This window comes from Pseudomonas sp. GL_135, assembly GCF_057834665.1.
Map to the genome: position 1 here is coordinate 3,349,781 of NZ_CM174408.1, position 26,243 is coordinate 3,376,023.

29 protein-coding genes are annotated in these 26,243 nt (G+C 61.1%); 16 read left to right on the top strand and 13 right to left on the bottom strand.

The genetic code is table 11. The features are described from left to right. Positions 1-50 precede the first annotated feature (50 nt). Positions 51-2,066 (bottom strand): excinuclease ABC subunit UvrB, encoded by a 2,016-nt coding sequence (gene uvrB / locus AC3ISG_RS14785; RefSeq protein WP_489297307.1) that lies wholly within the window; start codon positions 2,064-2,066, stop codon positions 51-53. 333 nt (positions 2,067-2,399) lie between these two features. Here uvrB and AC3ISG_RS14790 point away from each other — a divergent pair, with 333 nt between their 5' ends. The 4 genes from AC3ISG_RS14790 to AC3ISG_RS14805 all read left to right on the top strand — a co-directional run bounded on the left by AC3ISG_RS14790 (position 2,400) and on the right by AC3ISG_RS14805 (position 7,285). Further along, positions 2,400-3,596 carry an amino acid aminotransferase gene (locus AC3ISG_RS14790; RefSeq protein ID WP_489297308.1) on the top strand — a complete coding sequence of 399 codons (1,197 nt, stop codon included), beginning with the start codon at positions 2,400-2,402 and terminating at the stop codon, positions 3,594-3,596. A 594-nt stretch (positions 3,597-4,190) separates the two neighbouring features. Next, entirely contained in the window at positions 4,191-4,475 is a 285-nt protein-coding gene (locus AC3ISG_RS14795; protein ID WP_489297309.1) for a hypothetical protein, read from the top strand. Positions 4,476-4,859: 384 nt separating this feature from the next. Then, complete coding sequence (locus AC3ISG_RS14800; protein ID WP_489299543.1) at positions 4,860-6,185, top strand: MFS transporter; 1,326 nt, start codon at positions 4,860-4,862, stop codon at positions 6,183-6,185. 266 nt (positions 6,186-6,451) lie between these two features. Then, the gene (locus AC3ISG_RS14805) at positions 6,452-7,285 is read left to right on the top strand and encodes an oxidoreductase (protein ID WP_489297310.1); all 834 of its coding nucleotides are present in this window, start codon (positions 6,452-6,454) and stop codon (positions 7,283-7,285) included. 214 nt (positions 7,286-7,499) lie between these two features. Here AC3ISG_RS14805 and AC3ISG_RS14810 read toward each other — a convergent pair whose 3' ends face one another. Next, complete coding sequence (locus AC3ISG_RS14810; protein WP_489297311.1) at positions 7,500-8,261, bottom strand: FadR/GntR family transcriptional regulator; 762 nt, start codon at positions 8,259-8,261, stop codon at positions 7,500-7,502. Between the two features lie 232 nt (positions 8,262-8,493). Between AC3ISG_RS14810 and AC3ISG_RS14815 the strand changes: the two genes are divergently transcribed. The 7 genes from AC3ISG_RS14815 to AC3ISG_RS14845 all read left to right on the top strand — a co-directional run bounded on the left by AC3ISG_RS14815 (position 8,494) and on the right by AC3ISG_RS14845 (position 15,348). Further along, positions 8,494-9,234, top strand: a complete 741-nt coding sequence (locus AC3ISG_RS14815; protein ID WP_133771737.1) for an SDR family oxidoreductase — start codon at positions 8,494-8,496, stop codon at positions 9,232-9,234. A gap of 63 nt (positions 9,235-9,297) precedes the next feature. Continuing rightward, positions 9,298-10,143 (top strand): fumarylacetoacetate hydrolase family protein, encoded by an 846-nt coding sequence (locus AC3ISG_RS14820; RefSeq protein WP_122538299.1) that lies wholly within the window; start codon positions 9,298-9,300, stop codon positions 10,141-10,143. Between the two features lie 312 nt (positions 10,144-10,455). Further along, positions 10,456-11,733: an L-fuconate dehydratase gene (locus tag AC3ISG_RS14825; protein ID WP_489297312.1), complete on the top strand. Its 1,278-nt coding sequence runs from the start codon at positions 10,456-10,458 to the stop codon at positions 11,731-11,733. Between the two features lie 162 nt (positions 11,734-11,895). Continuing rightward, entirely contained in the window at positions 11,896-12,777 is an 882-nt protein-coding gene (locus tag AC3ISG_RS14830) for an amidohydrolase family protein (RefSeq protein ID WP_489297313.1), read from the top strand. Next, positions 12,774-13,550, top strand: coding sequence for an L-fucose dehydrogenase (locus tag AC3ISG_RS14835; RefSeq protein ID WP_489297314.1), 777 nt, complete (start codon positions 12,774-12,776; stop codon positions 13,548-13,550). The genes AC3ISG_RS14830 and AC3ISG_RS14835 overlap by 4 nt, the downstream gene beginning before the upstream one ends. A gap of 22 nt (positions 13,551-13,572) precedes the next feature. Continuing rightward, positions 13,573-13,923 carry an L-rhamnose mutarotase gene (locus tag AC3ISG_RS14840; RefSeq protein WP_489299544.1) on the top strand — a complete coding sequence of 117 codons (351 nt, stop codon included), beginning with the start codon at positions 13,573-13,575 and terminating at the stop codon, positions 13,921-13,923. 192 nt (positions 13,924-14,115) lie between these two features. Then, positions 14,116-15,348 carry a sugar MFS transporter gene (locus tag AC3ISG_RS14845; protein WP_489297315.1) on the top strand — a complete coding sequence of 411 codons (1,233 nt, stop codon included), beginning with the start codon at positions 14,116-14,118 and terminating at the stop codon, positions 15,346-15,348. Positions 15,349-15,715: 367 nt separating this feature from the next. On the opposite strand, the gene fhuF is transcribed toward AC3ISG_RS14845, so the two are convergent. From fhuF to AC3ISG_RS14865, 4 genes are read right to left on the bottom strand one after another with little or no spacing between them, the layout of a single operon-like run. Then, positions 15,716-16,429, bottom strand: a complete 714-nt coding sequence (gene fhuF, locus AC3ISG_RS14850) for a siderophore-iron reductase FhuF (protein WP_489297316.1) — start codon at positions 16,427-16,429, stop codon at positions 15,716-15,718. A 42-nt stretch (positions 16,430-16,471) separates the two neighbouring features. Next, entirely contained in the window at positions 16,472-17,305 is an 834-nt protein-coding gene (locus tag AC3ISG_RS14855; protein WP_489297317.1) for a formyl transferase, read from the bottom strand. 11 nt (positions 17,306-17,316) lie between these two features. Beyond that, complete coding sequence (locus AC3ISG_RS14860) at positions 17,317-18,309, bottom strand: TauD/TfdA family dioxygenase (RefSeq protein WP_489297318.1); 993 nt, start codon at positions 18,307-18,309, stop codon at positions 17,317-17,319. Between the two features lie 36 nt (positions 18,310-18,345). Further along, on the bottom strand, positions 18,346-18,546 hold the full coding sequence (locus AC3ISG_RS14865; protein WP_122538284.1) for an MbtH family protein: 201 nt from the start codon (positions 18,544-18,546) through the stop codon (positions 18,346-18,348). Between the two features lie 345 nt (positions 18,547-18,891). Between AC3ISG_RS14865 and mltA the strand changes: the two genes are divergently transcribed. Together mltA and AC3ISG_RS14875 are read left to right on the top strand one after the other, a co-directional pair. Then, positions 18,892-20,049: a murein transglycosylase A gene (gene mltA / locus AC3ISG_RS14870; RefSeq protein ID WP_489299545.1), complete on the top strand. Its 1,158-nt coding sequence runs from the start codon at positions 18,892-18,894 to the stop codon at positions 20,047-20,049. Positions 20,050-20,168: 119 nt separating this feature from the next. Beyond that, positions 20,169-21,380: an MFS transporter gene (locus AC3ISG_RS14875; RefSeq protein WP_489297319.1), complete on the top strand. Its 1,212-nt coding sequence runs from the start codon at positions 20,169-20,171 to the stop codon at positions 21,378-21,380. Positions 21,381-21,457: 77 nt separating this feature from the next. Here the strand turns inward: AC3ISG_RS14875 and AC3ISG_RS14880 are convergent, their stop codons facing one another. Continuing rightward, positions 21,458-21,856 carry a DUF2934 domain-containing protein gene (locus AC3ISG_RS14880; protein ID WP_489297320.1) on the bottom strand — a complete coding sequence of 133 codons (399 nt, stop codon included), beginning with the start codon at positions 21,854-21,856 and terminating at the stop codon, positions 21,458-21,460. Between the two features lie 10 nt (positions 21,857-21,866). Continuing rightward, positions 21,867-22,199, bottom strand: coding sequence for a glycine zipper domain-containing protein (locus tag AC3ISG_RS14885; protein WP_122538278.1), 333 nt, complete (start codon positions 22,197-22,199; stop codon positions 21,867-21,869). Between the two features lie 168 nt (positions 22,200-22,367). Between AC3ISG_RS14885 and pseH the strand changes: the two genes are divergently transcribed. Beyond that, the gene (gene pseH / locus AC3ISG_RS14890) at positions 22,368-22,922 is read left to right on the top strand and encodes a UDP-4-amino-4,6-dideoxy-N-acetyl-beta-L-altrosamine N-acetyltransferase (protein ID WP_489297321.1); all 555 of its coding nucleotides are present in this window, start codon (positions 22,368-22,370) and stop codon (positions 22,920-22,922) included. 59 nt (positions 22,923-22,981) lie between these two features. Here the strand turns inward: pseH and AC3ISG_RS14895 are convergent, their stop codons facing one another. The 5 genes from AC3ISG_RS14895 to AC3ISG_RS14915 form a co-directional block, all read right to left on the bottom strand. Further along, the gene (locus tag AC3ISG_RS14895) at positions 22,982-23,200 is read right to left on the bottom strand and encodes a hypothetical protein (protein WP_122538275.1); all 219 of its coding nucleotides are present in this window, start codon (positions 23,198-23,200) and stop codon (positions 22,982-22,984) included. Between the two features lie 146 nt (positions 23,201-23,346). After that, complete coding sequence (locus tag AC3ISG_RS14900; protein WP_489297322.1) at positions 23,347-23,568, bottom strand: hypothetical protein; 222 nt, start codon at positions 23,566-23,568, stop codon at positions 23,347-23,349. Positions 23,569-23,631: 63 nt separating this feature from the next. Then, positions 23,632-23,922, bottom strand: coding sequence for a hypothetical protein (locus tag AC3ISG_RS14905; RefSeq protein WP_489297323.1), 291 nt, complete (start codon positions 23,920-23,922; stop codon positions 23,632-23,634). Positions 23,923-24,347: 425 nt separating this feature from the next. After that, complete coding sequence (locus tag AC3ISG_RS14910; RefSeq protein ID WP_122538269.1) at positions 24,348-24,539, bottom strand: hypothetical protein; 192 nt, start codon at positions 24,537-24,539, stop codon at positions 24,348-24,350. Between the two features lie 126 nt (positions 24,540-24,665). Next, entirely contained in the window at positions 24,666-24,863 is a 198-nt protein-coding gene (locus AC3ISG_RS14915; RefSeq protein ID WP_272628752.1) for a hypothetical protein, read from the bottom strand. A gap of 106 nt (positions 24,864-24,969) precedes the next feature. On the opposite strand from AC3ISG_RS14915, the gene AC3ISG_RS14920 reads away from it, so the two are divergent. Next, the gene (locus AC3ISG_RS14920; protein WP_122624222.1) at positions 24,970-25,170 is read left to right on the top strand and encodes a hypothetical protein; all 201 of its coding nucleotides are present in this window, start codon (positions 24,970-24,972) and stop codon (positions 25,168-25,170) included. Between the two features lie 62 nt (positions 25,171-25,232). Next, positions 25,233-25,397, top strand: coding sequence for a hypothetical protein (locus AC3ISG_RS14925; RefSeq protein ID WP_489297324.1), 165 nt, complete (start codon positions 25,233-25,235; stop codon positions 25,395-25,397). Positions 25,398-26,243 lie beyond the last annotated feature (846 nt).

Here is a 26,243-nt window from a genome sequence, read left to right on the forward strand (position 1 = left end):
TGTTAACAGGCGCGGCCTGCGCGGCTCCAGTATTCAAGCCCCTGCGCGGATCAAACCGCCAACAACCGCTCCCGCAGCTTGCCGATCTCGTCACGCATCTGTGCCGCCGCCTCGAACTCCAGGTCACGGGCCAATTGGTACATCTTCTCTTCCAATTGACGAATGCGCTTGGTGATTTCGCTCGGCGAGCGCAGTTCGGCTTCGTACTTGGCGTTCTCCTCGGCAGCTTTGGCCATGCCTTTGCGCTTCTTGCTGCGCGAGCCGGGCACGGTGGCGCCTTCCATGATGTCGGCGACGTCCTTGATCACGCTTTTCGGCGTGATGCCGTTGGCCAGGTTGAACGCGATCTGCTTCTCGCGACGACGGTCGGTTTCTTCGATCGCGCGTTCCATGGAGCCGGTGATGCGGTCGGCGTACAGAATCGCCCGGCCGTTGAGGTTACGCGCGGCGCGGCCAATGGTCTGGATCAGCGAACGCTCGGAACGCAAGAAGCCTTCCTTGTCGGCATCGAGAATCGCCACCAGCGACACTTCCGGCATATCCAGACCTTCGCGCAGCAGGTTAATCCCTACCAGCACGTCAAAAGTGCCCAGGCGCAGATCGCGGATGATCTCGACGCGCTCAACGGTGTCGATGTCCGAGTGCAGGTAACGCACCCGCACGCCGTGGTCGGCCAGGTAATCGGTAAGGTCTTCGGACATGCGTTTGGTCAGCGTGGTCACCAGCACCCGCTCCTCGATCGCCACGCGCTTGTGAATCTCGGAGAGCAAGTCGTCGACCTGGGTCAGCGCCGGACGGATTTCAATCTGCGGGTCGACCAGCCCGGTTGGCCGCACCACTTGCTCGACGATGCGACCTGCGTGTTCAGCTTCGTAGTTACCCGGCGTCGCTGAGACGAAAATGGTCTGCGGGCTGACGTTTTCCCACTCATCGAAACGCATCGGCCGGTTGTCCAGCGCCGACGGCAGGCGGAAACCGTATTCCACCAGCGTCTCCTTGCGCGATCGGTCGCCTTTATACATAGCGCCGACCTGGGGCACGCTGACGTGGGACTCATCGATCACCAGCAGCGCGTCAGTTGGCAGGTAATCGTACAGCGTCGGCGGCGGCGCGCCGGACGGACGGCCGGACAGGTAGCGCGAGTAGTTTTCGATCCCGTTGCAGTAACCCAGTTCGAGAATCATCTCCAGGTCGAAACGGGTGCGCTGCTCCAGACGTTGCGCTTCCACCAGCTTGTTGGCGCCGCGCAGGTATTCCAGACGCTCGTTCAGCTCGACCTTGATGCCTTCCATCGCCTCCAGGAGGGTTTCCCGCGGGGTCACGTAGTGGCTCTTCGGATAGAAGGTGAAGCGCGGCAGTTTGCGAATGACCTCGCCGGTCAGCGGGTCGAACGCCGAAAGGCTCTCGACTTCGTCATCGAACAGCTCGATGCGGATGGCTTCCAGGTCCGATTCAGCCGGGAAGATGTCAATCACGTCGCCACGGACACGGAAGGTCGCCCGGGCAAAATCCATGTCGTTACGGGTGTATTGCAGGTCGGCCAAGCGACGGAGCAAGGCGCGCTGATCGAGCTTGTCGCCGCGGTCCACGTGCAGAACCATGCGCAGGTAGGTTTCCGGACTGCCCAGACCGTAGATGCACGACACCGTGGTGACGATGATCGAGTCCTTGCGCTCCAGCAACGCTTTGGTCGCGGACAGGCGCATCTGTTCGATGTGGTCGTTGATCGACGCATCCTTCTCGATGAAGGTGTCCGATGACGGCACGTAGGCTTCGGGCTGATAGTAGTCGTAGTAGGAAACGAAATATTCGACCGAGTTGTTCGGGAAAAACGCCTTGAACTCGCCGTACAGCTGCGCGGCCAGGGTTTTGTTCGGCGCCAGCACCAGGGTCGGGCGCTGCACTTGCTGAATGACGTTGGCGATGCTGAAAGTTTTGCCCGAACCGGTTACACCGAGCAGGGTCTGGTGCGACAGGCCGGCGTCGATGCCTTCAACCAACTGACGAATCGCCTCCGGTTGATCACCGGCCGGCTCAAAACGGGTAACGAGCTGAAACTCGGACATAAGGTACCTCTGGAGGGGCCACTGCCAGATAAATCCTGCAGCAACGCAATTGAGCACGGACGGCTGATCCCGTCAGGGAAAAGACGTACATAAAAGAAGTGATGGGACTACAAGTGGAGTCGACTGCGCCACCTTTCAAGCCACCCTCCCGAGATTAGTCCGCAGCACGGGACTAACGGTCGAAAAATTTTGCCAAAAAACGGGAAAAACCCGCCCCTGCCTGTCGCCCGCACTGGCCCGGGTCTTTATACTAGCTCCCCGTTTGTGCACCGCTCTAGTGCAATCGGCTGGAGCGACGCGACCCATTCACTCCCCACTCAGAGCCCCCGCACAATGAGCCTGTTCTCCGCTGTCGAAATGGCACCACGCGATCCTATCCTGGGCCTCAACGAAGCATTCAACGCCGATACCCGTACGACCAAGGTCAATCTGGGTGTCGGTGTTTACAGCAACGAAGAAGGGAAAATTCCGCTGCTGCGCGCCGTTGTCGAAGCGGAAGAAAACCGGGTGGCCCAACACCTGCCCCGCGGCTATCTGCCCATCGACGGCATTGCCGCTTATGACAAGGCCGTGCAAGCCTTGCTGTTCGGCGCCGAGTCGCCACTGCTGGCATCGGGCCGGGTGATGACGGTTCAGGCGGTCGGCGGTACGGGCGCTCTGAAGATCGGCGCTGACTTCCTCAAGCAGCTTTCTCCCGACGCCGTTGTGGCGATCAGCGACCCAAGCTGGGAAAACCACCGCGCGCTGTTCGAAACCGCCGGTTTCCCGGTGCAGAACTATCGCTACTACGACGCCGCCACCCATGACGTGAACCGCACGGGCATGCTGGAAGATCTGCAGAACCTGCCGTCCGGCTCGATCGTCGTGCTGCACGCCTGCTGCCACAACCCGACCGGCGTTGACCTGACCCTGGAAGACTGGAAGAAGGTCCTTGAGGTGCTGAAGGCCAAGGGTCATGTGCCGTTTCTGGACATGGCGTATCAGGGCTTCGGTGACGGCATTGACGAGGACGCGGCGGCGGTGCGTCTGTTTGCCGACAGCGGTCTGACGTTCTTTGCCTCGAGTTCGTTTTCGAAGTCGTTTTCGCTGTACGGCGAGCGGGTCGGCGCGCTGTCGATCGTGACGGATTCGAAGGAGGAAACGGCGCGGGTGTTGTCTCAGGTGAAGCGTGTGATCCGCACGAACTATTCCAACCCGCCGACCCACGGCGCGTCGATTGTGGCGGCGGTGTTGAGCAGCCCTGAGTTGCGTGGCAAGTGGGAGGCGGAGCTGGGTGAGATGCGCCTGCGGATTCGTGGGATGCGTGAGGAGATGACCCAGCGTCTGGCGAATAATGCGGCGGGGCAGGATTTCAGTTTTGTCGCGCGGCAGCGGGGGATGTTTTCGTATTCGGGTCTGACGACGGCGCAGGTTCATCGGTTGCGCAATGAGTTCGGGATTTATGCGCTGGATACCGGGCGGATTTGTGTGGCGGCGTTGAACCAGGGGAATATCGGGGCGGTTACTGAGGCGATCCTGGCGGTTATCTAAGCCGCTTATGATTTCAGATCAAGATCAGAAGCGTCTGCCTGGGGGCAGACCGTTTCGCCTTCGGCGACTTACTTTTGAAAAGCACCAAAAGTAAGCAAAAGTGCCTGCTCTCGGTTGGGCCCGACTTCGTCGGGTTCCTTCACTCCGGTCTCACTCCGTGGGCCCGCCGCCATCCGCCATCCATGGCGGGGGGCGGCTCTCGCGGCATCCATGCCGCTCGGCCCACGGAGCGAGACCTGCGTTCAGCCTGCACCCAAGTCGCGTTTGGTGTTGTCTGGACTTTTGGTGGTTGAAGATCAAAAGCAGATCAAAGGCTTCCCGGCTGAAGCCAGTCCTACGGACTGCCGCCGGTCCCACTGACTGTATGCGGCGTTTTAGTAGGACCGGCTTTAGCCGAGAAGAGGCCGGTGTGGGCGCTCGAAATTGTTGCTGACCGGACACCCTCCTGTGGGATCGAGCTTGCTCGCGAATGCTGTTGTCGTAGCTGATCGTTCCCCCGCCGCGCTGCCAGTTAGCACTTTGATCGAACCCTTGCCCTTAGTTGCCCTCGATATCTGTAAGTCCTGCAAACGGGATATGACAGAAGAGGTGCATATGGCTACCCAGAACATTGATCAAACCGTCAACCGCAACGACCCGGCGATTAATCCAGAGACGCCGGACAGTAGCCTGGCGCAGAACGATGCGTTGAAGAACCAGGGCGAGTCGCAGAGCCAGTCCGAGGACGGCGCGCAAAGTCAGGAGAACAACGGCAACCTGACGGGCGAGAACAGTTTCACACCTGATTTTGAGCCCGAGGAGCATGAGTCGCCGGACACGACCAAGGAGGAACGGCAGACCGGCGAGCTGGATAAGGATATTGATACGGCGGGAGGTTGAGGTCGGATACCCGATCAGGTTTCTGCTCTGATCACGGGGTCCGACTTTCATGAGTCTTTGTGGGCGTGAGCTTGCTCACGAAAAAGTCCTTACAGCCGCTGAATCTCCGTGGGTTTAGCCTAAGTCTTCGCGAGCAAGCTCGCTCCACGGAGATTTCAGCGTTATCCATTTTGCAGCTTCGCACTTGAAGGCGGCACCCGGCGCTCACTCTCGCGGATCTTTCATTGCATAGCCCCCTACCAAAACGGCACCATCACGCTTTCGTCTGCGCCTGCAGACCCGCCTGAAGTTCATCCCCCCGGAGCGTTGTCGATAATGGTCCAGCCCGCCACTCAGGATGCGCCGCGCGTCGGCAATAAACTCACCCCTCGCGAGTTTCGCGGCATGGCGGCGATTTTGATGTCGATCGCCCTCGCCACCCTCGACACCGCCATCGCCAACACTGCCCTCCCCGCCATCGCTGCCGATCTGCACGCCTCGCCCGCCGCGTCGGTGTGGATTATCAACGCCTATCAGCTCGCTGCCGTCGCCACACTGCTGCCGTTTGCGGCGCTGGGCGGTGTGCTTGGCCATCGCAAGGTGTATCTGGGCGGGCTGATTCTGTTTGTGGTGTCGTCGGCGTTGTGCGCGCTCGCCTGGTCGTTGCCCACGCTGACTGTAGCGCGCGTGCTGCAGGGCATCGGCGCCAGTGCGATCATGAGCGTCAACGCCGCGCTGATCGGCTCGATCTTCCCCCATGAACGGCTCGGGCGCGGGCTGGGCATGAACGCGCTGGTGGTCGGCACATCGTTCTCCATCGGCCCGACCGTCGCGTCGCTGGTGTTGTCGGTGGCGAGTTGGCCGTGGCTGTTTGCGATCAACCTGCCCATCGGCCTGTTCGCGCTAGTGTTCGCCTGGAATTCGCTGCCCGCGACGCGCCTCGGCACGCTGACCTTCGACCGCGTCACCGCCGTGCTCAACGTCATCACCTTCGGCGCCCTGATCTTCGCCCTGAGTCAGGCGGCGCAGCTGGGTTCGATGGCCAGCGTGCTGATCGCGCTGGCGATCTTTCTGGTGGGGGGCGTGCTGATGCTCAAGCGCGAGGTCGGGCACCCTGCGCCGATGTTCCCCCTGGATCTGCTGAAGCGGCCGATGTTTGCGTTGTCGGCGCTGACGGCGTTCTGTTCGTTCGCCACCCAGGGTCTGGCGTTCGTGTCGCTGCCGTTCTTTTTTGAAAGCACCCTGGGCCGCGACCCGATCCAGACCGGATTTCTGATGACGCCGTGGTCGGTGGTGGTGGCGATGATCGCGCCGTTTGCCGGGCGCATGTCTGACCGTTATCCGCCGGGGCTGCTGGGCGGGATCGGCCTGGCGATGCTGTGCCTGGGGATGATTTCTCTGGCGAGCATGCCGGCTGACGCCAGCGTAATGTCGATCATCGCGCGCATGATGCTGTGCGGCATCGGCTTCGGGTTCTTCCAGGCGCCGAATCAGAAAGCGCTGATGACCAGCGCGCCAAAGGAACGCTCCAGCGGCGCCAGCGGCACGATTGCGACCGCTCGCCTGATCGGTCAGGCCACGGGTGCGGCGTTGGTAGCCTTGAGTTTCGGCATTTCCAGCACCCACGGCCCGGTGCTGGCGTTGAGCATCGGCGCGGGCTTCGCGGCGGTGGGCAGTGTGGCGAGCGGCTTGCGGTTGGTGACGAAGAACACGGCCAATCCTCGGATGTGAGCAGGCGGTCTGCACCTTGTAGGCGTGAGCTTGAGCGCGATCGCGGTGTGTGAATGAATTCACCGATCAATGACATACCGCGATCGCGAGCACGCTCATTCCTACAGGTTGAACAGCAGTTACGCCTTGGCAGCACCGAGCCAAGGCAGGATCAGGCAATCATCGCGTAGAACTGGGTGATCGGTTTGGCGCGCAGGGTTCCTACCATGGGGAACTTCAAGCATCGACCATCGATCAACGGCTTCGGCCCCGAGAGGAAACGCGCAATGAGCAAAACCAAAACCCTGTTCATCACCGGTGTCAGCAGCGGCTTCGGCCAGGCGTTGGCGCAACAGGCGCTGGCCGCGGGTCACACCGTGATTGGCACGCTACGCAATGAAAACGCCGTTCAGACATTCGAAGCCCAGGCACCCGGCCGCGCCCACGGCGTGCTGCTGGACGTCAGCGACTTCGACGCCATCGACCGCGTGGTGGCCGAGGCCGACAACGCATTCGGGCCCATCGATGTGCTGGTGAACAATGCCGGTTATGGCCATGAGGGCATTGTGGAAGAGTCGCCGCTGGATGAGCTGCGTCGTCAGTTCGACGTCAATGTGTTCGGCGCGGTCGCGATCATCAAGGCCTTCGTGCCGCTGTTCCGCCAGCGTCGAAACGGGCACATCCTCAACGTGACCTCCATGGGCGGCTTCATTACGATGCCGGGCATCGCGTATTACCACGGCAGCAAGTTCGCGCTGGAAGGCATTTCCGAGTCGCTGAGCAAGGAGCTGAAGCCGTTCAACGTGTTTGTCACGGCCGTGGCGCCGGGCTCGTTCCGCACTGATTGGGCGGGCCGTTCGATGCAACGGACTGCACGGCAGATCACCGATTACGACGCCAGCTTCGACCCGATCCGCAAGGCCCGCGAAGAACGCAGCGGCAAACAGCCGGGCGATCCGGTCAAGGCGGCAGATGCGATGCTCAAACTGATCGACAGCCCTAATCCGCCAGCGCATCTGTTGCTCGGCAGCGATGCGTTAAAGCTGGTGCGGGAAAAGCTGGCGCAGCTGGAGGCCGAGTTTGCGGAATGGGAAGAGGTGTCGCGCTCGACGGATGGGTGAAGCGTCATGGAAAGGTGGGCCATGCGCGGTCTGGTGGGAGTGAGCTTGCTCACGAAAGCTCAGGTCCAGCCACTGCATCTTGAGCGGCTGGAAGTCAGCATTCGCGAGCAAGCTCGCTCCCACAGGTTCTCCGTCATCAGGCTCATTTGCAGTGTCCAGACAAGGTCGCCATAGGTTGGGCGGCAGCCGGGAAAATGTGGGGCTGATTGGAAAGCTACACCCCGCCCCGGCTGAAGATACGGATGACTTCATCCAGATGCCCCGCCATCGCCTGCTTCGCGGCTTCTGCATCCCGGTTTTGCAGGGCGTCGAGGATCAGGCGGTGTTCGTGCTCGGAGCGGAACGGCATGTCGTCGGAGGTGTAGTGCGCCTGTAAGCGCTGGAACATGCTGCCGTACTGATGCCCGAGCAGGTGCTTGATCATCAGCGCATACGCCGGATTGCCCGAGGCCTGGGCGATACGGATGTGAAACAGGCGATCGCCGGGATGGGTGTGGGAATGCTCGCGGTTGTCCCGCGCATTGCGTTCGAAGGCTTCCCGGATCGCTTCGAGCTCTTCATCGCTGGCGTGATGCGCGGCGAGCGCCGCCGCTTCCGGTTCAATCAGCCGTCTTGCCTGGAGCAAGGCAAAGGGCGGGATTTCCGCGCTGAAATCCACTTCAATGCCAAGCTCGGGGTCGACGTCCTTCCACTGGTCCCGGGTAACCTGGGTCATCACCGGTTCATCGGACAGCACCCGCACCGGCGGTTCGCAGACCAGCACGCCATTACCGACGCGCACATCCACCAGCCCGATCACCTCCAGCGCGATCATCGCCTCGCGCACCGAGGCCCTGCTCACGCCCAGCATCTTCGCCAGTTCACGTTCGGCCGGCAGCCGGCTGCCCGGTGGAAATTCGCCGCTGTCGATCAGCGCGCGGAGCTGATCGGCGATCTGACGATAAAGTCTCTGGTTATCAATTACTTGGATTGGCATCGGAAATCGGCTCGGAAAATTACAGCGCACCGGATCGAAAAATGACCTTGTTGCGGTCCATGACAAGTGCTAAAAACAGGACCAATGGCCTGACCATTGGAGCGCTGCAGTGAGCGGAGCATAGCAAACCCACGAGGGTTCGCGTGCATCGAATCCAGCTCATCGCGCGGCCTCGGTTAGATCAACAGACCCCACAGCCGGGTCGTCTCAACAATAAAAACAAGGGATCAACATGGACCTCACCGGTAAGCGAGTGCTCATCACAGCCGCCGCCCAGGGCATCGGTCAAGCCAGCGTCGAGGCTTATCTGAAGGCCGGCGCGGAAGTCTTTGCCGTGGACATCAACGGCGCAGCGCTGGATCACCTGCAAGGCGTGCATAAGCGTGTCCTCGACGTCACCGATCACGCCGCCATCGAACGGCTGGCCGCCGAAGTGGGCGCGCTGGACGTGCTGTTCAACTGCGCGGGCGTGGTGCACAGCGGCAACATCCTCGAATGCTCCGACGACGACTGGCGCTTCGCCTTCGACCTCAATGTCACGGCGATGTACAAGATGATCCGCGCGTTTCTGCCGGCGATGCTGGCCAATGGCGGCGGCTCGATCATCAACATGTCGTCGGTCGCCTCGGCCATCAAAGGCGTGCCCAACCGCTTCGCCTACTGCGCCAGCAAGGCCGCCGTGATCGGCATCACCCGTTCGGTCGCGGCCGATTTCGTCGGACAGAACATCCGCTGCAACTGCATTTGCCCCGGCACGGTGGAATCCCCTTCCCTGCGTCAGCGGGTGGCCGATCAGGCGGCGCGCGAGGGCCGCGAAGAGGCGGAAGTCTACGCGGCGTTCGAAGCACGCCAGCCCATGGGGCGCCTGGGCACGCCCGAGGAAATCGCTCAACTGGCGCTGTACCTGGGCTCTTCCGCCAGCGGCTTTACCACTGGCACCGCGCAGATCATCGACGGCGGCTGGAGCAACTGAGGCTGCCAAGCCTTGCTTCGACATCAAACCAAATTCTGATCAATCACCTCTAGAGGACACCCCATGAAATTGCTGCGTTACGGCGAACCCGGTCAAGAGCGCCCTGGCCTGCTGGACAGCAACGGCCGCATTCGCGACCTGACCGATTTGATTGGCGACCTTTCGGGCACCGCCCTGAGCCCGGAAAGCATCGCGCACTTGCAGTCCCAGGACGTCAACAGCCTGCCGCTGGTTGAGGGCAATCCGCGCCTGGGCCCGTGCGTGGGCAAGATCGGCAAGTTCATCTGCATCGGCCTGAACTATGCCGACCACGCGGCTGAAACCGGCGCGGATATTCCAAAAGAACCGATCATTTTCAACAAGTGGACCAGCGCCATCGTCGGCCCCAACGACAACGTGGAAATCCCGCGCAATTCGAAGAAGACCGACTGGGAAGTCGAGCTGGGCGTGGTCATCGGCAAGGGCGGTCGCTACATCGACGAGGCCGATGCGCTGGAGCACGTGGCGGGTTATTGCGTGATCAACGACGTGTCCGAGCGTGAGTTCCAGATCGAGCGCGGCGGCACCTGGGACAAAGGCAAGGGCTGCGACACCTTCGGCCCGATCGGCCCGTGGCTGGTGACCCGCGATGAAATCGCCGATCCCCATCAGCTCAACCTGTGGCTGGAAGTCGACGGCAAGCGCTATCAGAACGGCAACACGCGCACGATGATTTTCCAGATTCCCAAACTGGTGAGCTACCTGAGCCAGTTCATGAGCCTGCAGCCGGGCGACGTGATTTCCACCGGTACGCCGCCGGGCGTGGGCCTGGGGATCAAACCGGAGCCGGTGTTCCTGCGCGCTGGCCAGACCATGCGTCTGGGCATCGAAGGCTTGGGCGAACAGCAGCAGTTGACTGTCGACGCCTGAGGCAGCAAACACCGTTCCTGTGGGAGCGAGCTTGCTCGCGAAGAGGCCAGTACATCCACTGAATTTCTGTGGGTAGAGATGCCGCCTTCGCGAGCAAGCTCACTCCCACAAGATCTCCATCCGCTTGAGATCATGTGAGACTTGAAAACACAGGATTTCAACTCCCTTAAGATCTCCATCCAGTTGAGATCATGGGGTGCCTGAGATCACAGGGTTTCGCCGGACTGAGATCACTGTGGTGCCAAGCTGAAAAGTTTTAACCGAATTCCCAAGCAAGCCGCGCTGCCCATAACAATGCCAAAGGGACCCGCCATGACCACCATCACCGCCTTGCGCGTTGAAGACATTCGTTTCCCCACCTCGCAATTTCTCGACGGCTCCGACGCGATGAACCCAGACCCCGATTACTCGGCGGCCTACGTCATTCTCGAAACCGATCACCCGACCCTCCAGGGACATGGCCTGACGTTCACCATCGGGCGCGGCAATGAGATCTGTTGTGCCGCGATCAAGGCGCTGGCAGGCGTAATGATCGGCCTGAAACTGGAATGGATCGCTGAAGACATGGGCCGTTTCTGGCGCCACGTCACCAGCGACAGCCAGTTGCGCTGGATCGGCCCGGACAAGGGCGCGATTCATCTGGCGACCGGCGCTGTGGTCAATGCCACATGGGATTTGTGGGCCAAGTCCGAGGGCAAGCCGGTGTGGCAACTGGTGGCGGAAATGACCCCGGCGCAACTGGTGCGCTGCATCGATTTTCGTTACATCACCGACTGCATCACCCCGGACGAAGCCCTGACCCTGCTAACCGAGCGTGCAGAGGGCAAGGCGCAACGGCTGCAAATGCTACTGGCCGACGGTTACCCCTGCTACACCACGTCGGCGGGCTGGCTCGGTTATCCGGACGACAAGCTGCGTCGGCTGTGTCAGGAAGCGGTCGACGGCGGGTTTTCCCACATCAAACTGAAGGTCGGCCGCGACCTGCAGGACGATATCCGCCGTGTGCGTATCGCCCGGGAAGTGCTGGGGCCGGACCGCCATTTGATGATTGACGCCAATCAGGTCTGGGAGGTCGGCGAGGCCATCGACTGGGTCCGCGAGCTGGCGTTCGCCAAGCCCTGGTTCATTGAAGAACCGACCAGCCCCGACGACGTCGAGGGCCATCGCACCATTCGTCTCGGCGTGCACCCGGTGAAGGTGGCGACTGGCGAGATGTGCCAGAACCGCATTGTCTTCAAGCAGCTGATCATGCGCGGGGCCATCGACGTGGTGCAGATCGACGCTTGCCGCCTCGGCGGGGTCAACGAGGTGCTGGCGGTGATGCTGATGGCCGCCAAATACCAGCTGCCGGTCTGCCCCCATGCCGGCGGCGTCGGGCTGTGCGAGTACGTGCAGCACCTGTCGATGATCGACTTTCTGTGCATCGCCGGGACCCATGAAGGTCGGGTCGTGGAGTACGTCGATCACCTGCATGAGCATTTTGAAGACCCCTGCGTGATTCGCGATGCCGCGTATCTGCCACCGGCCGCGCCGGGGTTCTCGATTCAGATGAAATCCGCTTCGCGGGAGCAGTACGCGTACAAGGGCTGAGCACACTGCCGGCCCCTCGTAGGAGCACGCTTGCCCGCGAATGCGTCCGTCCAGACGCTGCTGACTCGCCTGACACATCGAGTCCGCCAGCAAGCCGGCTCCTACAAATGCACGCGCCGCAGAGATTGCGCCAGGTCATGAAACGGACGGAGTACAACAACAATGTCGTCCCGACACTCAAGCGTTCCGGCACCGCCCTTGCGGGTGGATGCCCATCAGCATTTCTGGACTTACACCCCGCAGGACTACCCGTGGATTGACCAGCGCCATGGCGTGTTGCAACGGGACTTTCTGCCGGACGATCTGAAGCCTCTGCTCGATCAGCACAGTATCGACGGCTGCATCGCGGTCCAGGCGCGGCACAGCCTGGATGAAACCGACGTTCTGCTGAGCCATGCCGCCAATCACCCATGGATTCTAGGCGTGGTCGGCTGGGCGGATCTGCGGGCGCATGATCTCGACGCCCAGCTGGCACGCTGGACCGACGCGGCCAAACTGGTTGGCATTCGCCACTTGATTCAGGACGAACCCGCGCCGTCGCTGTTCCTCCAGGACCCGGCCTTTGCCCGTGGCATGCGTCAGTTGCAAACCCTCGGCCTGACGTACGACGTGCTGATAAAAGACAAAGACCTGCACGCCGCCACTGACTTCTGCCAACGCCACGACCAGCATCACCTGATCCTTGATCACCTCGGTAAACCGGACCTGTCCCAAGAAGACCCCATCGCCTGGGCCGATCGCCTCGCCCCCCTCGCGGCCCTGCCCCATGTCGCCTGCAAACTCTCCGGGCTGATTACCGAAGCCGACTGGCAGCGCTGGCGACCGGTGGAACTGCTGCCGTATTTCTATCTGGCGCTGGAATTGTTCGGGCCGCAGCGACTGATGTTCGGTTCCGACTGGCCGGTCTGTCAGGTCGCCGGCAGCTACAGCGACGTTCACCAGCTGTTTGAATCCGCCATCAGCACGCTCGCCGTCGATGAGCAAAACGCGCTGCGCGGCGGCACCGCCATTCGCCTCTATGGCCTGCAAGGAAACTGCCCATGAATCTGCACCTGCAAGACAAAATCATCATCGTCACCGGCGGCGGCTCGGGGATTGGCGCGGCCATCTCGCTGGGGCTGGCCGAAGAAGGCGCGATCCCGGTGATCTTCGCCAATCAGCCGCTGCCTGCCAAATTGGCCGCCGAGCTGGACAGACGCCAGCCGCAAACCCTGTTCGTGCAGGTCGAGCTCCGTGACGAGGCCGAATGTACGGCGGCGGTGAGCCATGTGCTGGAGCGTTTCGGGCGCATCGACGGGCTGGTGAATAACGCCGGGGTCAACGACAACGTTGGGCTGGACGCCGGTCGCAGCGCGTTCATCGAGTCCCTGGAGAAGAACCTCATTCACTACTACGTCATGGCGCATGTGTGCGTTGACGCGCTGAAGGCCAGCCAGGGCGCCATCGTCAACATCGGCTCGAAAACCGCCCTCACCGGCCAGGGCGGTACCAGCGGTTACACCGCGTCGAAAGGCGCGCAACTGTCGCTGACCCGGGAGTGGGCGGCGTCGCTGCTGAGTGATGGCGTGCGCGTGAATGCAGTGATCCCGGCCGAGGTCATGACGCCGCTGTACGAGCGCTGGATTGCCAGTTTCGACGACCCTGAGGCGAAGCTGGCGAAGATCGTCGGAAAGATCCCCCTCGGCCAGCGCATGACCACACCGACGGAGATCGCCGACAGCGTGCTGTTTCTGCTGTCCCCGCGCGCGTCCCACACCACCGGGCAGTGGCTGGTGGTCGACGGCGGCTACACGCATCTGGATCGGGCACTGACATGAGCGCGCTGACATGAGTACCGGCATGGCCGCGCAGCGGTTCTGTCTGGCCCTGGACCTTGCCGATGACGAGGCGTTGATTGCCGAGTATGAGCAACTGCACCGGCGCATCTGGCCGGAGATTGCCGAACACCTGCGCAGTCAGGGCGTGCTGGACATGCAGATCTGGCGACTGGGCACGCGGCTGTTCATGGTCATGGACACCGCCCCGGGCTTTAGCGCCGACGCGATGGACCAGGCGTCGGCGGCCAACCCCAAGGTGCAGGAATGGGAGGCGTTGATGTGGCGGTTTCAGAGACCGACGCCGTGGACGGATCCGGGGAATAAGTGGCAGCCCATGGCGCAGATTTTCAGCCTGTCGGATCAGCCGCCTTGAAGCCCTTCAATTGTGGGAGCGAGCTTGCTCGCGAAGGGGCCGAAACACCTCCTACATCTTCACCGCCTGAAACGCCGTCTTCGTGAGCAAGCTCACTCCCACAGGTACGAGTGCAAGGCTTCGATCCCTGCGCGACCGAACATCTGCTTCATCACGCTGCACGCTTGAACAACAACAAAAAAGGAGAGCGTTATGTTGACCAAACAAAGCAAAGTCCAGACCACGGTGTACCGACACGCTGAGCCGTCGGTGCGGGTGGCATTGATGCTGGTGACCAGCCTGTTTTTCCTCTGGGGCCTGTCGTACGGGCTGCTGGATGTGCTGAACAAGCATTTTCAGGAAACGCTGCACGTCAGCAAGGCCCAGTCCGGGTTGTTGCAAGCCGCGTACTTCGGCGCGTATTTCATCATCGCCCTGCCCGCCGGCTTCTTGATGGACCGCTTCGGCTACAAGGCCGGGATCCTGTTGGGCCTGTGCCTGTATGCGGCCGGTGCGTTGCTGTTCATGCCGGCGGCCAATGCGGCGAGCTTCCCGTTTTTCCTGTTTGCGCTGTTCGTCATCGCCTTAGGGTTGGGCTGCCTGGAGACGGCGGCCAATCCCTACGCGACGGTCCTGGGCGATGCGAAAGGCGCGGAGCGTCGGCTCAATCTGGCGCAGTCGTTTAACGGCCTCGGCCAGTTCGTTGGGCCGCTGCTGGGGGGCGCGCTGTTCTTCGGCGGCAGCAACGCCGGCAGTGACAACAGCTCGCTGCAAACCACCTACGTGGTCATCGCAGTGATCGTTTTGCTGGTGGCGGCGCTGTTCGCCCGCACGCCGATGCCCGATCTGCGCGAGCAGGAATCGAGCATTCAACGCCACGACAACAAGACCCTCTGGCAGCACAGAGAATTCGTCGGCGGCGTGGTCACGCAGTTTTTCTACGTGGCGGCGCAAGTCGGCGTGGGCGCGTTCTTCATCAACTACGTCACAGAGCATTGGGCCAGCATGACCAGCCAGAACGCCGCGTATCTGCTGTCGGTGGCGATGATCTGCTTCATGTGCGGGCGTTTTTTCAGCACCTGGCTGATGGGCCGCATCCCGGCACAGCGGTTGTTGATGGTCTACGCCTGGATCAACGTTGCGCTGTGTGCGGTGGTGGTCAGCGGCGTGCAAAGCGTGTCGGTGGTGGCGCTGGTCGCGGTGTTCTTCTTCATGTCGATCATGTTCCCGACGATCTTCGCCATGGGCGTGAAAAACCTCGGCCCGCACACCAAACGCGGCAGCTCGTTCCTGATCATGGCCATCGTCGGCGGCGCGCTGATGCCGTATTTCATGGGCCTGGTGGCGGATCACTTCTCCACGTCGCTGGCGTACCTGCTGCCGCTGGGGTGTTTTGTGGTGGTGGCGTTTTATGGCCGCAGCGGGTTACGCGGACGGGAGGCGTGATCGGGCTTTTGCGGTGTGGCGACCGATGCTTTCCCGGCTGAAGCCGGTCCCACAAATCGGGCATCCAGCTATTAATGATCGTTCCCACGCTCTGCGTGGGCACGCATCTCGTGACGCTCCGCGTCGCCTTGCGCAAAGGCCGAAATGTGCGTCGTCCCAGGGCCGCAGAGCGCCCGACCCGGCGTTCCCACGCGGAGCGTGGGAACGATCAGAAATCGCGGCTCCACCCGGTCCCACTGGCTGCACGCGAAACCTTAGTAGGACCGGCTTTAGCCGGGAAGAGGCCAGTGGCAGCACCCTCATTTTCGCGGTGTGACCATTGGCGTTTTCCCGGCTGAAGCCGGTCCTACATTGGGTTCGCAGTCAGTCAGGAGAGCGGGCAGTTGGAGCAGTAGTCGAGGCCGTCGACGCGATAACGGATGCAGCACACGCGGCGTTCGCGCTTTGGTTTGTCTTGGCCGTCGAGGTTGATGTAGCGCACCGGTTGATAGAGCGGATTACGACGTCCGTCCGACAGGTGTCGGGCGTTCAACAGCTGGTGACCGTGACGCACATCGGCGTGAGGCATTGCGTTGGCGAGCACGCCCAACAGCCATTCGAAATAGTTGCCGGCATTGCTCCACAGCACTTTCGGGGACAGGTGCACATGGCGGGCGATGGCGTCGATAAAGGGCCTGAGGTGTTGCTCCAGCAAATCATCAAAACGCTCGAAGGGATCGACTGGAGCGGGCAGCCACTGCTGACCCGAGTGAGGCAGCTTGAAGGCCGCAGGCAGGCCATTGTCATCAAGGATCAATTGCAGATGATCGAGGTGCAGTGGCAGGCGGCGGTTGAGGATCAGCGACGCCGCCACCACCGGAGGAATCAGCTTGATGAAATAGTGCTTGCTCCACAGCGACGCCAGCCCTCGAGGGTCGCTGGGCGGATAGGCGCTGCCGAAGCGCGTGAGCACGTCGCTTAAACCGTCGCCGGTCAGAATCGTACGCAACGGCACGCCGGCGCGGGGATCGTCGGTCAGCACCAGGACGTCGCGATAGTGCTGGAAATCGGCAATGAACAAAGGCGCCAGCGCAGGAATCATGGGGCGACTCGCTGCGCTGGCGACCTGTTCACCCGCATACGATCAATGGGACCGCTGCCGCGCCAGCACCCACAACCCCTGCTCCAGCGCCGGAAACAGGCTGTTGTTGAAGTTGTTCCAACGCAGTTCGAGGATGGTGTCGTCCGCCGCAATGGGCGTATCGAGCACGTCGAACACCACTTCACCGGAATCGATGCCGGTGTCGACGTAATGGAAGGACGCGCCAGTCATGTTCACCACCGGAATGTCGACCATCTCCCGGGTGATCCAGTCGACCACTTTCTTGCCCCGGGCGCCGTACAGCGCGTCGAGGGTGGCATAGGCGCCGCGCCGCTCGTAAGGCGATTCCAGACGCGTGATGCCCGGGTGCACGTTGAAGATGCGGCGATGGAAATCAGCGCCTTCACGCACCAGTTCATCGAGGATCACCAGCAGCCCGTCGAGCACCACGATGTCGGCGCCCAACGCGTGCAGCCGCTCGCCCAGACGTCGTTCGAAATCCGACTTGCCGGCCGGCCGTGCGCTGTGGTCCAGGGGCAAGGCGCGGTAGCTCGACGGCACGTTTTCAAGCAGGTCATCGACCTTGCGTCCTTGAACCGTCAGGCCCGGCGGGTAGAACCAGTGGGCGCCCTGCCCTGGCGCGAAACCGTAATCCTTGATGCTCTCGCGATCGCGTGCCGACTCGGGGTTCTCGTCGTAGATGATTGCTTCCAGGGAGAAGTGATCGCCGAGGGCAGTCTCATTGAGCGCCTTGACCAGGTACTCCAGCGGCGAGGTCATGTAACGCTGTTCGCCGTGGTAATCGACGTATTGACCGGCCTTGTCCGCCGCTGCGTTACGCAACGACCAGACGTAAACAAGCTTGGTTTTCTGCATGAATATCGGACTCAGGAAAGGGTGTGCAGGGTGTTGCCGCTGACGCCTTCAGCCATGGCGACCACGACTTTTCGTTCGCCGCTGAACGGCTTGCGCGAGTGCGCCGTGAGCATGTTGTCGAGCATCAGCACATCACCGGTCTGCCACGGGAAGACCACTTCGCATTCGCTCAGCACGCCGCGAATTTCCGCCAGCGCGTCGGCCTCCAGCGGGCTGCCGTCGCCGTAGTAGACGTTGCGCGGCAGGCCTTCTTCACCGACGGTGTCGAGGAGGATTTCCTGCATCTCTTCATCCAGGTTCGACAGGTGAAACAGGTGTGCCTGATTGAACCAGACCCAGTCTTTGGTGCGCGGATGCTGAGCGACGCCTTGCACCAACTGCCGGGTGCGCAGGTCGCCGTCCTCGTTCCAGTCGCACTGGATGCCCCGAGGGCGGCAGTAATCCTCGACGTCGCTGTGGCGGTCGGTGTTGAAGACCTGTTGCCAGGTCAAGTCGAGGCCGTTGCCGTAGTTGCGCACGTACATAAGCCGCTTCTCTTCGAAGCGTTTGCGCAGGGCCGGACTGATGCGCTGGAACACGCGGCGGCTGTCGGCAATCGGCGTTTCGCCTCCGCTAACAGCGGCTTTGGCGCAGTAGAAGAAGATGCGCATGGGCCATTCGGTGGTGTAGGCCTGTTCGTTGTGCAGGGGGATCGAGCGGTGGGCCGGGTATTCGGTGGAGGTGTAGACGCCTTTGCCATCGACCTGGCTGCGCGGGGTGGAGCCGAATTCGTAGTTGAGCAACGGGTGGCCGAAGGCGGCGGCAAATCGCTGGAAGCCTTCGACCCCTTCAGGGGTGAATCCGCTGAAGAGGATGGCGCCGTCGCGCTCCAGGGATTGGTTGACGATGCTGCGCAGGGCGTCGATTTCCACGGCCAGGGAAACCCCGGCCTGGCCGGGCTGGACGCGCAGGGGAAAGCCGGCTTCGAGGCGCAGGCGTTCGGGGGTGAGCATGCGCATGTTCATGGGCGGTACGCTCCTGATGTGGCTGAAGGGTTGGATTCAGGCCATCGCCTTGCGCAGGCTGAGGGGACGCATGTCGGTCCAGACGCTTTCGATGTGGTTGAGGCAGGTCTGTTTGTCGCCTTCGACGCCGACGCTTTTCCAGCCGTCCGGGATGGCTTTGTAGTCGGGCCAGATGGAGTACTGTTCTTCGTGGTTGATGACGACCCGGAACTGTGTGCTTTCGCTGTCGAAGCTCATGTGTAAACCCTCATGGTGTTGGAACGGCGCAGGTAAGCGCGCCTTATCTGAAAGACGAATAAGGGCGCGAAGTGGTTAGTCTTTTTTTAAAAACCTTCAAAGCCGATCAAGGGCGGATGAGGTGCGACGCACAGGGTGAAGTGAATATGTCCACCTAAGGGTCGGTACACACACCGAATATCGGGGGTTGAGATAAAGCATTCGCGCGCAAATCCACCGCACATTCAAGGCGCTTGCGCCGTCACGTGAGCTTTCATGCAAATCATTCCCTCATCCATTTGACGCAGCCCTCGGCTTTCACCAAGCTAGCCGCCTTCGCATGATTTTCAGGAAACACCCCGCGTGATGACCACAAGCCTGCACTGGCGCCGTTTCGTATTCTGCCTCGCTCCATTGATCGCTCTGCTCGCTGCCTGCGACGGCGGCGCGCCAAAGACCAAGCCTTCCGAAGCGACGACCTACGTCAGCGTCGAGTGGGACAAACTGCCGGCGGTGAACGACACCGACCTGATGGCCGGCTACAACAGCTGGTTCTCGGCGTGCAAGCGTCTGGCCAAGGACGCGGTCTGGGGCGGCACCTGCGCCCTCGCCGCCCAGGTGCCGCAGAACCCGGCTGCCGTGCGCGACTTTCTCAAGAATCAACTGCAGGTCTACAGCCTGCGCTCCTCCGAGCACGGCGCCAACGGGCTGATCACCGGCTATTACGAACCGATCTACAAAGGCACCGAGCAACGCAACGACGCACACCCGGTGGCGGTGTACGGCGTGCCCGATGACCTGATCATCGTCAACCTCGACAGCATCTATCCCGAACTCAAGGGCAAGCGCCTGCGCGGGCGGCTTGACGGCCGCGTGCTGCGTCCCTACGACGATGCCGCAACCATCGGCAACAAGGGCGCCAATGCCCCCGTGCTGGCCTGGCTGGAAAACCCCATCGACCTGCAGTTCCTGCAAATCCAGGGTTCGGGTCGGGTTCAGCTGGAGAATGGCCGTCAGTTGCGCATCGCCTACGCCGATCAAAACGGCTACCCCTACAAGCCGATCGGCCGCTGGCTGGTGGAGCAAGGGCAATTGACCAAGGACGAAGTGTCGATGGGCCGCATCCGCGACTGGGCGATCGCGCACCCCGAACGCGTGAATGAACTGCTGGGCAGCAACCCGAGTTACGTGTTCTTCACCCTGCGCCCGGACAGCACCGAAGGGCCGCGCGGCTCGCTGAATGTGCCGCTGACCGCTGGCTACAGCGTGGCGATTGATCGCAAGGTCATCCCCCTCGGCAGCTTGTTGTGGCTGTCGTCGACCCGCCCCGACGGCACGCCGCTGGTGCGCCCGGTCGCGGCGCAGGACACCGGCGGCGCCATCGCCGGCGAAGTCCGCGCTGACATGTTCTGGGGCACCGGCGATGCGGCTGGCGAGCTGGCGGGCAACATGAAGCAGCAAGGCCAGATCTGGATGCTGTGGCCCAAGGGCGCCGCCCTGCCCGACGCCAAACCAAAGGACTGACCAAGCTGAACCGCCGACTGATGCGCCACCCGCATCAGCCGGCGTGTGTCACGGGTTGAACTGAAATCGGTTTCAGGCATCACAGCATGCTTCTTCCCGGAAACCCTCCTCGATCTCCCATGACTACCTCCTACACTCCCCCGGCCTTCAATATGGGCTGGCTGCTGTTCGCCCTTGCCATGGGCGCGTTTGCCATCGGCACCTCCGAATTTGCGTCAATGACGTTGCTGCCTTTTATCGCCAATGACTTCCAGGTGACCCAGCCCCTCGCCGGACATGCCATCAGCGCCTACGCGCTGGGCGTGGTCATCGGTTCGCCGGTGATCATGGTCCTGGGCGTGCGCCTGCCCCGTCGAGCCTTGCTGGTAGCGCTCGCCGCCTTCATCGGAATCGCCAACGCGCTGAGTGCCATTGCGCCTTCGCTGCCATGGCTGGTGTTCTTCCGCTTTCTCAGCGGCTTTCCCCATGGCGCGTATTTCGGCGTCGCCATGCTGCTGGCCGCTTCGCTGGTGCCGAAGAACCGTCGCGCCCAGGCGGTCTCCCGCGTGTTCCTGGGGCTGACCATCGCCACTATCATCGGCGTGCCGTTCGCCACTTGGATCGGCCAGACCCTCGGCTGGCGCTGGGGTTTGGCCATCGTCGCCGGACTCGCCGCGATCACGGCGGTACTGATCCGCTGCCTCGCGCCCGCGTCACCTGCCGAAGCTGACGCCAGCCCGTTGCGCGAACTCAACGCCCTGCGCTCGCGGCAAGTCTGGTTGACCCTGGGCATCGCCGGCATCGGCTTCGGCGGGATCTTCTGCGTGTACACCTATCTGGCGGCCACGCTGATCGAGGTCACCCACGCTTCCGATTTCATGATCCCGGTGGTGATGGCCGTGTTCGGCGTGGGCACGACGGTGGGCAACCTGATCTGCGGATGGGCCGCCGACCGCGTAACCATGCTCGCCGCGGGCGTCTCGCTGGGCTTCACCGCGCTGGTGCTGGCGCTCTATCCGTCGGCCACCGGTAACCTGTGGCTGCTCATTCCGCTGGTGTTTTTCATCGGGTGCGGTGTGGGCCTGGCAGCGATTCTGCAAACCCGCCTGATGGACGTTGCCCCCCACGCGCAATCCCTGGCGGGCGCACTGGTGCAAAGCGCATTCAACGTGGCCAACGCCATCGGGCCACTGGTGGGTGGTTTGGTGATTGCGGCGGGCTACGGTCTGCCGGCCACGGGCTATGCGGCAGCGGCGCTGACCCTTGGCGGGTTGGGAATGTGGTATTGGGCACTGATGGATGCGCGGCACGCCGAGCGCCGCGTTGTCAGGCAACCGACCGGGTCAGTTTGATGCTGAGCGCTGGTGCCCGATTGTGACGTTGATCCAAGCGTCGCCCTGACACTGCGCCCGGGCGCGCTTTGGACCTCTCATGCGTCGGGGCCTGACTCGTCGGGCGACGGGAACAAGGTATCGACCTTATGCTTGCTGGAAGTGCGGACCGGGGCCATGGCGGCGGACTCCGCCAGGCGCGTGGCCATTTCCCAGTGACGGGATTCCTGCCCTTCCGGCTTGCCTTCGGTCTCCCAGATCAACTGGGCCAACTGACGAACAGTGTCTTCGTCGACATTCATGCGTATCCCCCATTTATGCTTGCGCAAGACATTGGCCGGCGCCAAGGCGGTGCCGAATCCATCGTCCGCTACGGTACCCGCCATGAACAGTACCAGCCGGTAACGAGGGTAAATGACGGGCGTGCAGAGGCCGACGAACGCCAGCCGGCCGCTGGTCGGACTTAACGGATCCACCGGAAATCGACGGCGAACCACGATGGCCTCCTCAATCCCTGTTGCGTTTGAGCAGCAGGCTGGCCACCAGGCCCAGTCCCGCAGCCACACCGACGGCGGCCCATGGATGGGTCGTCACGTAGGATTTGGCATTGCCCACCGCTCGGGTCAGCGCGGGTTGGGCGTCCATTTCGATTTCGCTCACCGCAGTGGTGCCACGGGCAAGGAAATCCTTGAGCCGCTCATGGGCCTGGGTGGTGCGATCCTCGTTCAAGGCATCCCCTGCCGCCAGCAAGGCATTGGTCTCATCGAGAAAAGTGTTCAGCTCGGAACGGGTTTTCTGATAAAGATCTTCACGAAGTTGTTCAGTGATATCGCTTGCCATAATAATTCTGCCTCCTGGGTGTGAGAAAGGTTGACTGAAGCGCGAATCGATTCGTTCCAGTGACTTTTAAAAAACCGCCTTTCGCAACGCCTGGCGTGATGAGCATCGCTCGCCGACCGGCATGGGGCGGGACTCAATAGCCTTATGATCTGTTTAAAAAGAGACTCCATGAACATCGTGCCGATCCTTGAGCTGCCCGTTGACCAGCAAGCCCACGTCCGGCAACTGCGCAATCAACCCGACGTGCGTAAGTTCATGTACACCGACCATGAGATCAGCGAGGCCGAGCATCTAAACTGGCTAGAAGGGCTTCGTGCCAGTTCTCGCCAGCAAGTGTTCGTCGTGCTGATTGAGGGCGTGGCGGCGGGCGTTGTCTCGTTGAGCGCCATCAACACCACCCACCGCACAGCAGATTGGGCCTTCTATCTCGACACCACGCTGCAGGGCAAAGGCCTTGGCAGCCAGGTGGAGTTATGGATGCTCGACCATGCGTTCGGCGCCGCAGCGCTGGAGAAACTCAACTGCGAAGTGCTGGAGATCAATCCGGCCGTGATCAAGATGCATCAGAAATTCGGTTTTGTGATCGAGGGGGTTCGACGTGAAAACATCATTCGCGACGGCAAACGCGTCGGCGTGGTGCTGTTGGGCATCACCAAAACCGAATGGCAAACACAGCGGCCCAAGGTGCTGGCTGCGGTGGAGCGTATTGCCGGGCGTCGGTAGAGAGTCGCCCGAGCTGCGCAGCTAAGAGCGAGCAGGATCGCCCACCAGAAAGGCGCGCGTCAGGCGATATTCATCAGCCGGACAGCGGGACGTTCATCAGCCTTGCAGTACAAATAGTCGCGCCACTTTCTGAAGGCGCTCTGCTGCCTGACAAACGCCTCTTCCCACTGCGTTCCTCCGACGTGCTCAACAGGGATAGACATCATTTGCTCGGTAGCCTGATCCAGCTCGCTGATCAGGTCGAGGGCGTTAGGAATATCGAAAGTCTGAGGTCGCATAATCGATCCGTTTTTTTTGGCTACTGAATGGAGTAGCCAACTCGTTGATAGTGCGCGCGTTCCGACGAGTGGCTCATTTATGTTACACATTTGCCATGTTGCAGAAAAAACCCCACACGGGGTGGGGTTTGGTGTGACGCCAGGCGCTAGCTGTTGCCAGGAGAGGGCTCTTCATCCTCATCGACGGCAGGATTGTCAGGGAGCTCCACCTCATCCAGCCCTTTGTTGCGGGCGGCGATGGCTGCGTCCTCTTCATTGTCGATGCCTTCAGCCGAGTCCGCGCTTGCGTCGGGATAGACCTCTTCTTCGCTACCCGGCTCGGCAGGGCCTGGATACGCGTTCTCTGGCCCGTTGTCTTCGATACCCATGATCATCTCCAATACGAGACGCAGGAAATCTGCGCTTATAGGACAGAGGTGGGTTGAGGGGAATTAGTGCCGGGTGATTGATGAGCGGTTTGTCGGCATGCTGTTTGACCGGTGCTGAAATACAGGGTCTTTTCTGATGTACAGCAGCCACGCGGCAAATGCAGCTTGCTGACGACGATGCGCCAGCTGCCATTGCTCACGCCCGAAAGCGGCACTGTCCATGGACATCAGCTCTGCCGTGGCTCGGTTGAGCTCATCCAGCAGGCGCCCGCTATCTTCGGCGATCATATCTGAGGCAAGCATATCTTTGCTCGTTACGAAGGGATAACTCTGACCCCGTAATTGACGCTTCATTGCGAAACGCCACGAAGGCCGGACGGGCGGTAGCCATTGGCCGTCATTTGAGGGCGAGTATGGCGGTGAGTTGAGAAGTTTGGTCAGGGATTCGACCATGTACGCTGGAATGTTGTAGTAATAGGGCTTCAACGACTTCGTGATAGCGCAGTTTCAGGACAGCGCTGCGCGGCTTTTGCGCAGGTTGAAAATGAAGAAGGGAATCGAGCCGCTAAGTGGCTGATTCCCTTTTAACTGAATATGGTCAGGATGGAGTGATTCGAACACTCGACCCCTGGCACCCCATGATTGACGATTTTCTAAGCTGTTGATTCGCTGGGCGGTGGGAATCAATCAACGGCGCTGGCGCGTGGGATGCGTCCCCATGGGTCTGGGTCGTCGAGTTCAAACGGACAAGGGCATTTGCGGACCCGGTGGGCAGAGGCTCAGTCCCCTTCGCCTCTGCGCCGGTTCGCAATCTTTGCACCACCGAGAAGCACAAACACAAATGCGGCCTTCATTGCGATACCCGGCATCTTCGACGGGTCCCAAAATAACGCAGCCGTAAGGTCGGCGATAAAGACAGCAACTAAGAACCACTTCGCGATTTGAATATCGCGCTTTCTCAAAAGAAACACTGGTCGACTCCATCCATAGATTTGATGCTCTGGAATCTACCATGCCGTCCAGGCTCAGCCACCCCTTCCCATCTATCCACATGCCTGCCGGTGTACGGCCAGGTAGAGACCCTGGCGCACCGGTCCTCAGAGCCAGCCCCTCAAAATTATTTTCAAAGACTCGTACCAGCTTACGAAGCGGGAATTACCGGCGCGACCGTAGAAAATGCTTGGCCAAATCATGGCCAGGCCGAAAAGGAACAGGGCTGCCGCTGAACCCTCCAGGTCAAGGGACAGCAAGTAGAGAGCCATCGCCCATAGCGCAACCCCCAGCAGCACGAACATCGCAACCCACCGAATTCAATTACGTTTCTGACGGTAGTGCATTGTCACCGCCGCCGTCCACCCCTCCACGTTGAAGCGAGCCTGCATACGGCGGGCGAGGAATTCCATGCTCGAAATAAACGGAGGCTACGGCCACGCTACTCATGTCAGCACGCCGCAGTGGATTGAGCCGCTCACCCTCGACCAGATGCGTCGCGCTGTCGAGCTGATGAGCGAAAAGATAACCGCCGCCGAGGCCCAACCCAAGCGAGTGATCTGGCGGGTATGTCGCGGCGGAATTTGTCTCGCCAATTATCGCGAGGATTGATACGACGCGGACGCCGACCACTTCCAACGCATCTACAAAGATCTGGCAAGCGCTCCACGGACATGATCGTGCTGCCCGCCGAGTTCTACGAAATAAACACCCCGGAGCGTACCCGCCGCAATTGTAGAGGCGGCATCCACAAGCGCCTTGAACAGCTGGAAGAGTCGGCAGTCATTCATGCGATCCACGTCTTCGACGCCGAACAAATATTCATCGATGCCGCTTGACCATGATGGCCGGTTGGCCGTAATTTGGCCCCAACATGTCGATCTTGCGTGCGGTGATACGCAGCGACCAACGACATACAACCCGACCATCTCGTCGGGTTTTTTTTAGAGTTCGGAAAACATAAGGACATGGGCATGCGGCTGGTCATTTTCGCAAGTTTTATAGCTGGGGCACTTTCCGGCTGCTCTGGAATACCTTCAGTCCCCTACAACGAACCCTCTCAAACTGAGAACTTGGCTCGAGTTCGGGTCATCACTAATTCAGATGCGTTTGGTGATAGCGTCATCGGCAGTTGCGCTCCGGCTATCCGTCATGAAATGGCTCGGGCCGGGCGTTTTGGGCGTGACGGACAGCCCAGCATCAATTATGTGCAATACCCGTTAAACCCGAAAAAAATAGGGATACCCGGAAGAGTTGCACCCGAACTTTCTGAGTACGTTCCTGCGACTCGAATGGCTGAAGGCGTCCACAAGGAGATCGTGACCGAGTATCGGGTCAGAGCTGATCTGCCGTTCCAGCTTGCAACTAGGGGCGCAACTTTTGGTAATAATGGCCGCTCTTTCTCGTCATGCCCTGGCCAGGCCCTCATTTACCATCTGGAGCCTGGGAAGGACTACGAAGCATTGATAGGGCTCCGGTTCAGCATTAACGCAAACGGAGCGCCAGCTCCTACTTGCGTATTCGGAATTGCCGAGCTCGTATCTCTCCCTGGTACTAAGATCGTGATACCTAAACGAATGGAGCCTGATGCGCCTCCGCAGACGCGTTGCAAGAAGTGACAGCTTAGCCAGCAATGGGATTCGTACATATTTTGGGTGTTTTGCGAGCAATCGGTTTCGATGTGT

Bases quoted from the DNA above. Each gene is read 5' to 3' on its own strand.
- pseH (WP_489297321.1), top strand. From the start codon at position 22,368: ATGAACATCGTGCCGATCCTTGAGCTGCCCGTTGACCAGCAAGCCCAC.
- AC3ISG_RS14925 (WP_489297324.1), top strand. From the start codon at position 25,233: ATGATCGTGCTGCCCGCCGAGTTCTACGAAATAAACACCCCGGAGCGT.
- AC3ISG_RS14790 (WP_489297308.1), top strand. From the start codon at position 2,400: ATGAGCCTGTTCTCCGCTGTCGAAATGGCACCACGCGATCCTATCCTG.
- AC3ISG_RS14840 (WP_489299544.1), top strand. From the start codon at position 13,573: ATGGCCGCGCAGCGGTTCTGTCTGGCCCTGGACCTTGCCGATGACGAG.
- AC3ISG_RS14815 (WP_133771737.1), top strand. From the start codon at position 8,494: ATGGACCTCACCGGTAAGCGAGTGCTCATCACAGCCGCCGCCCAGGGC.
- AC3ISG_RS14885 (WP_122538278.1), bottom strand. From the start codon at position 22,199: ATGGCAAGCGATATCACTGAACAACTTCGTGAAGATCTTTATCAGAAA.
- AC3ISG_RS14875 (WP_489297319.1), top strand. From the start codon at position 20,169: ATGACTACCTCCTACACTCCCCCGGCCTTCAATATGGGCTGGCTGCTG.
- AC3ISG_RS14865 (WP_122538284.1), bottom strand. From the start codon at position 18,546: ATGAGCTTCGACAGCGAAAGCACACAGTTCCGGGTCGTCATCAACCAC.
- AC3ISG_RS14905 (WP_489297323.1), bottom strand. From the start codon at position 23,922: ATGAAGCGTCAATTACGGGGTCAGAGTTATCCCTTCGTAACGAGCAAA.
- AC3ISG_RS14825 (WP_489297312.1), top strand. From the start codon at position 10,456: ATGACCACCATCACCGCCTTGCGCGTTGAAGACATTCGTTTCCCCACC.
- AC3ISG_RS14920 (WP_122624222.1), top strand. From the start codon at position 24,970: ATGCTCGAAATAAACGGAGGCTACGGCCACGCTACTCATGTCAGCACG.
- AC3ISG_RS14900 (WP_489297322.1), bottom strand. From the start codon at position 23,568: ATGGGTATCGAAGACAACGGGCCAGAGAACGCGTATCCAGGCCCTGCC.
- AC3ISG_RS14805 (WP_489297310.1), top strand. From the start codon at position 6,452: ATGAGCAAAACCAAAACCCTGTTCATCACCGGTGTCAGCAGCGGCTTC.
- fhuF (WP_489297316.1), bottom strand. From the start codon at position 16,429: ATGATTCCTGCGCTGGCGCCTTTGTTCATTGCCGATTTCCAGCACTAT.
- AC3ISG_RS14830 (WP_489297313.1), top strand. From the start codon at position 11,896: ATGTCGTCCCGACACTCAAGCGTTCCGGCACCGCCCTTGCGGGTGGAT.
- AC3ISG_RS14810 (WP_489297311.1), bottom strand. From the start codon at position 8,261: ATGCCAATCCAAGTAATTGATAACCAGAGACTTTATCGTCAGATCGCC.
- AC3ISG_RS14800 (WP_489299543.1), top strand. From the start codon at position 4,860: ATGGCGGCGATTTTGATGTCGATCGCCCTCGCCACCCTCGACACCGCC.
- AC3ISG_RS14835 (WP_489297314.1), top strand. From the start codon at position 12,774: ATGAATCTGCACCTGCAAGACAAAATCATCATCGTCACCGGCGGCGGC.
- AC3ISG_RS14845 (WP_489297315.1), top strand. From the start codon at position 14,116: ATGTTGACCAAACAAAGCAAAGTCCAGACCACGGTGTACCGACACGCT.
- AC3ISG_RS14795 (WP_489297309.1), top strand. From the start codon at position 4,191: ATGGCTACCCAGAACATTGATCAAACCGTCAACCGCAACGACCCGGCG.
- AC3ISG_RS14895 (WP_122538275.1), bottom strand. From the start codon at position 23,200: ATGCGACCTCAGACTTTCGATATTCCTAACGCCCTCGACCTGATCAGC.
- uvrB (WP_489297307.1), bottom strand. From the start codon at position 2,066: ATGTCCGAGTTTCAGCTCGTTACCCGTTTTGAGCCGGCCGGTGATCAA.
- AC3ISG_RS14860 (WP_489297318.1), bottom strand. From the start codon at position 18,309: ATGAACATGCGCATGCTCACCCCCGAACGCCTGCGCCTCGAAGCCGGC.
- AC3ISG_RS14855 (WP_489297317.1), bottom strand. From the start codon at position 17,305: ATGCAGAAAACCAAGCTTGTTTACGTCTGGTCGTTGCGTAACGCAGCG.
- mltA (WP_489299545.1), top strand. From the start codon at position 18,892: ATGACCACAAGCCTGCACTGGCGCCGTTTCGTATTCTGCCTCGCTCCA.
- AC3ISG_RS14820 (WP_122538299.1), top strand. From the start codon at position 9,298: ATGAAATTGCTGCGTTACGGCGAACCCGGTCAAGAGCGCCCTGGCCTG.
- AC3ISG_RS14915 (WP_272628752.1), bottom strand. From the start codon at position 24,863: ATGTTCGTGCTGCTGGGGGTTGCGCTATGGGCGATGGCTCTCTACTTG.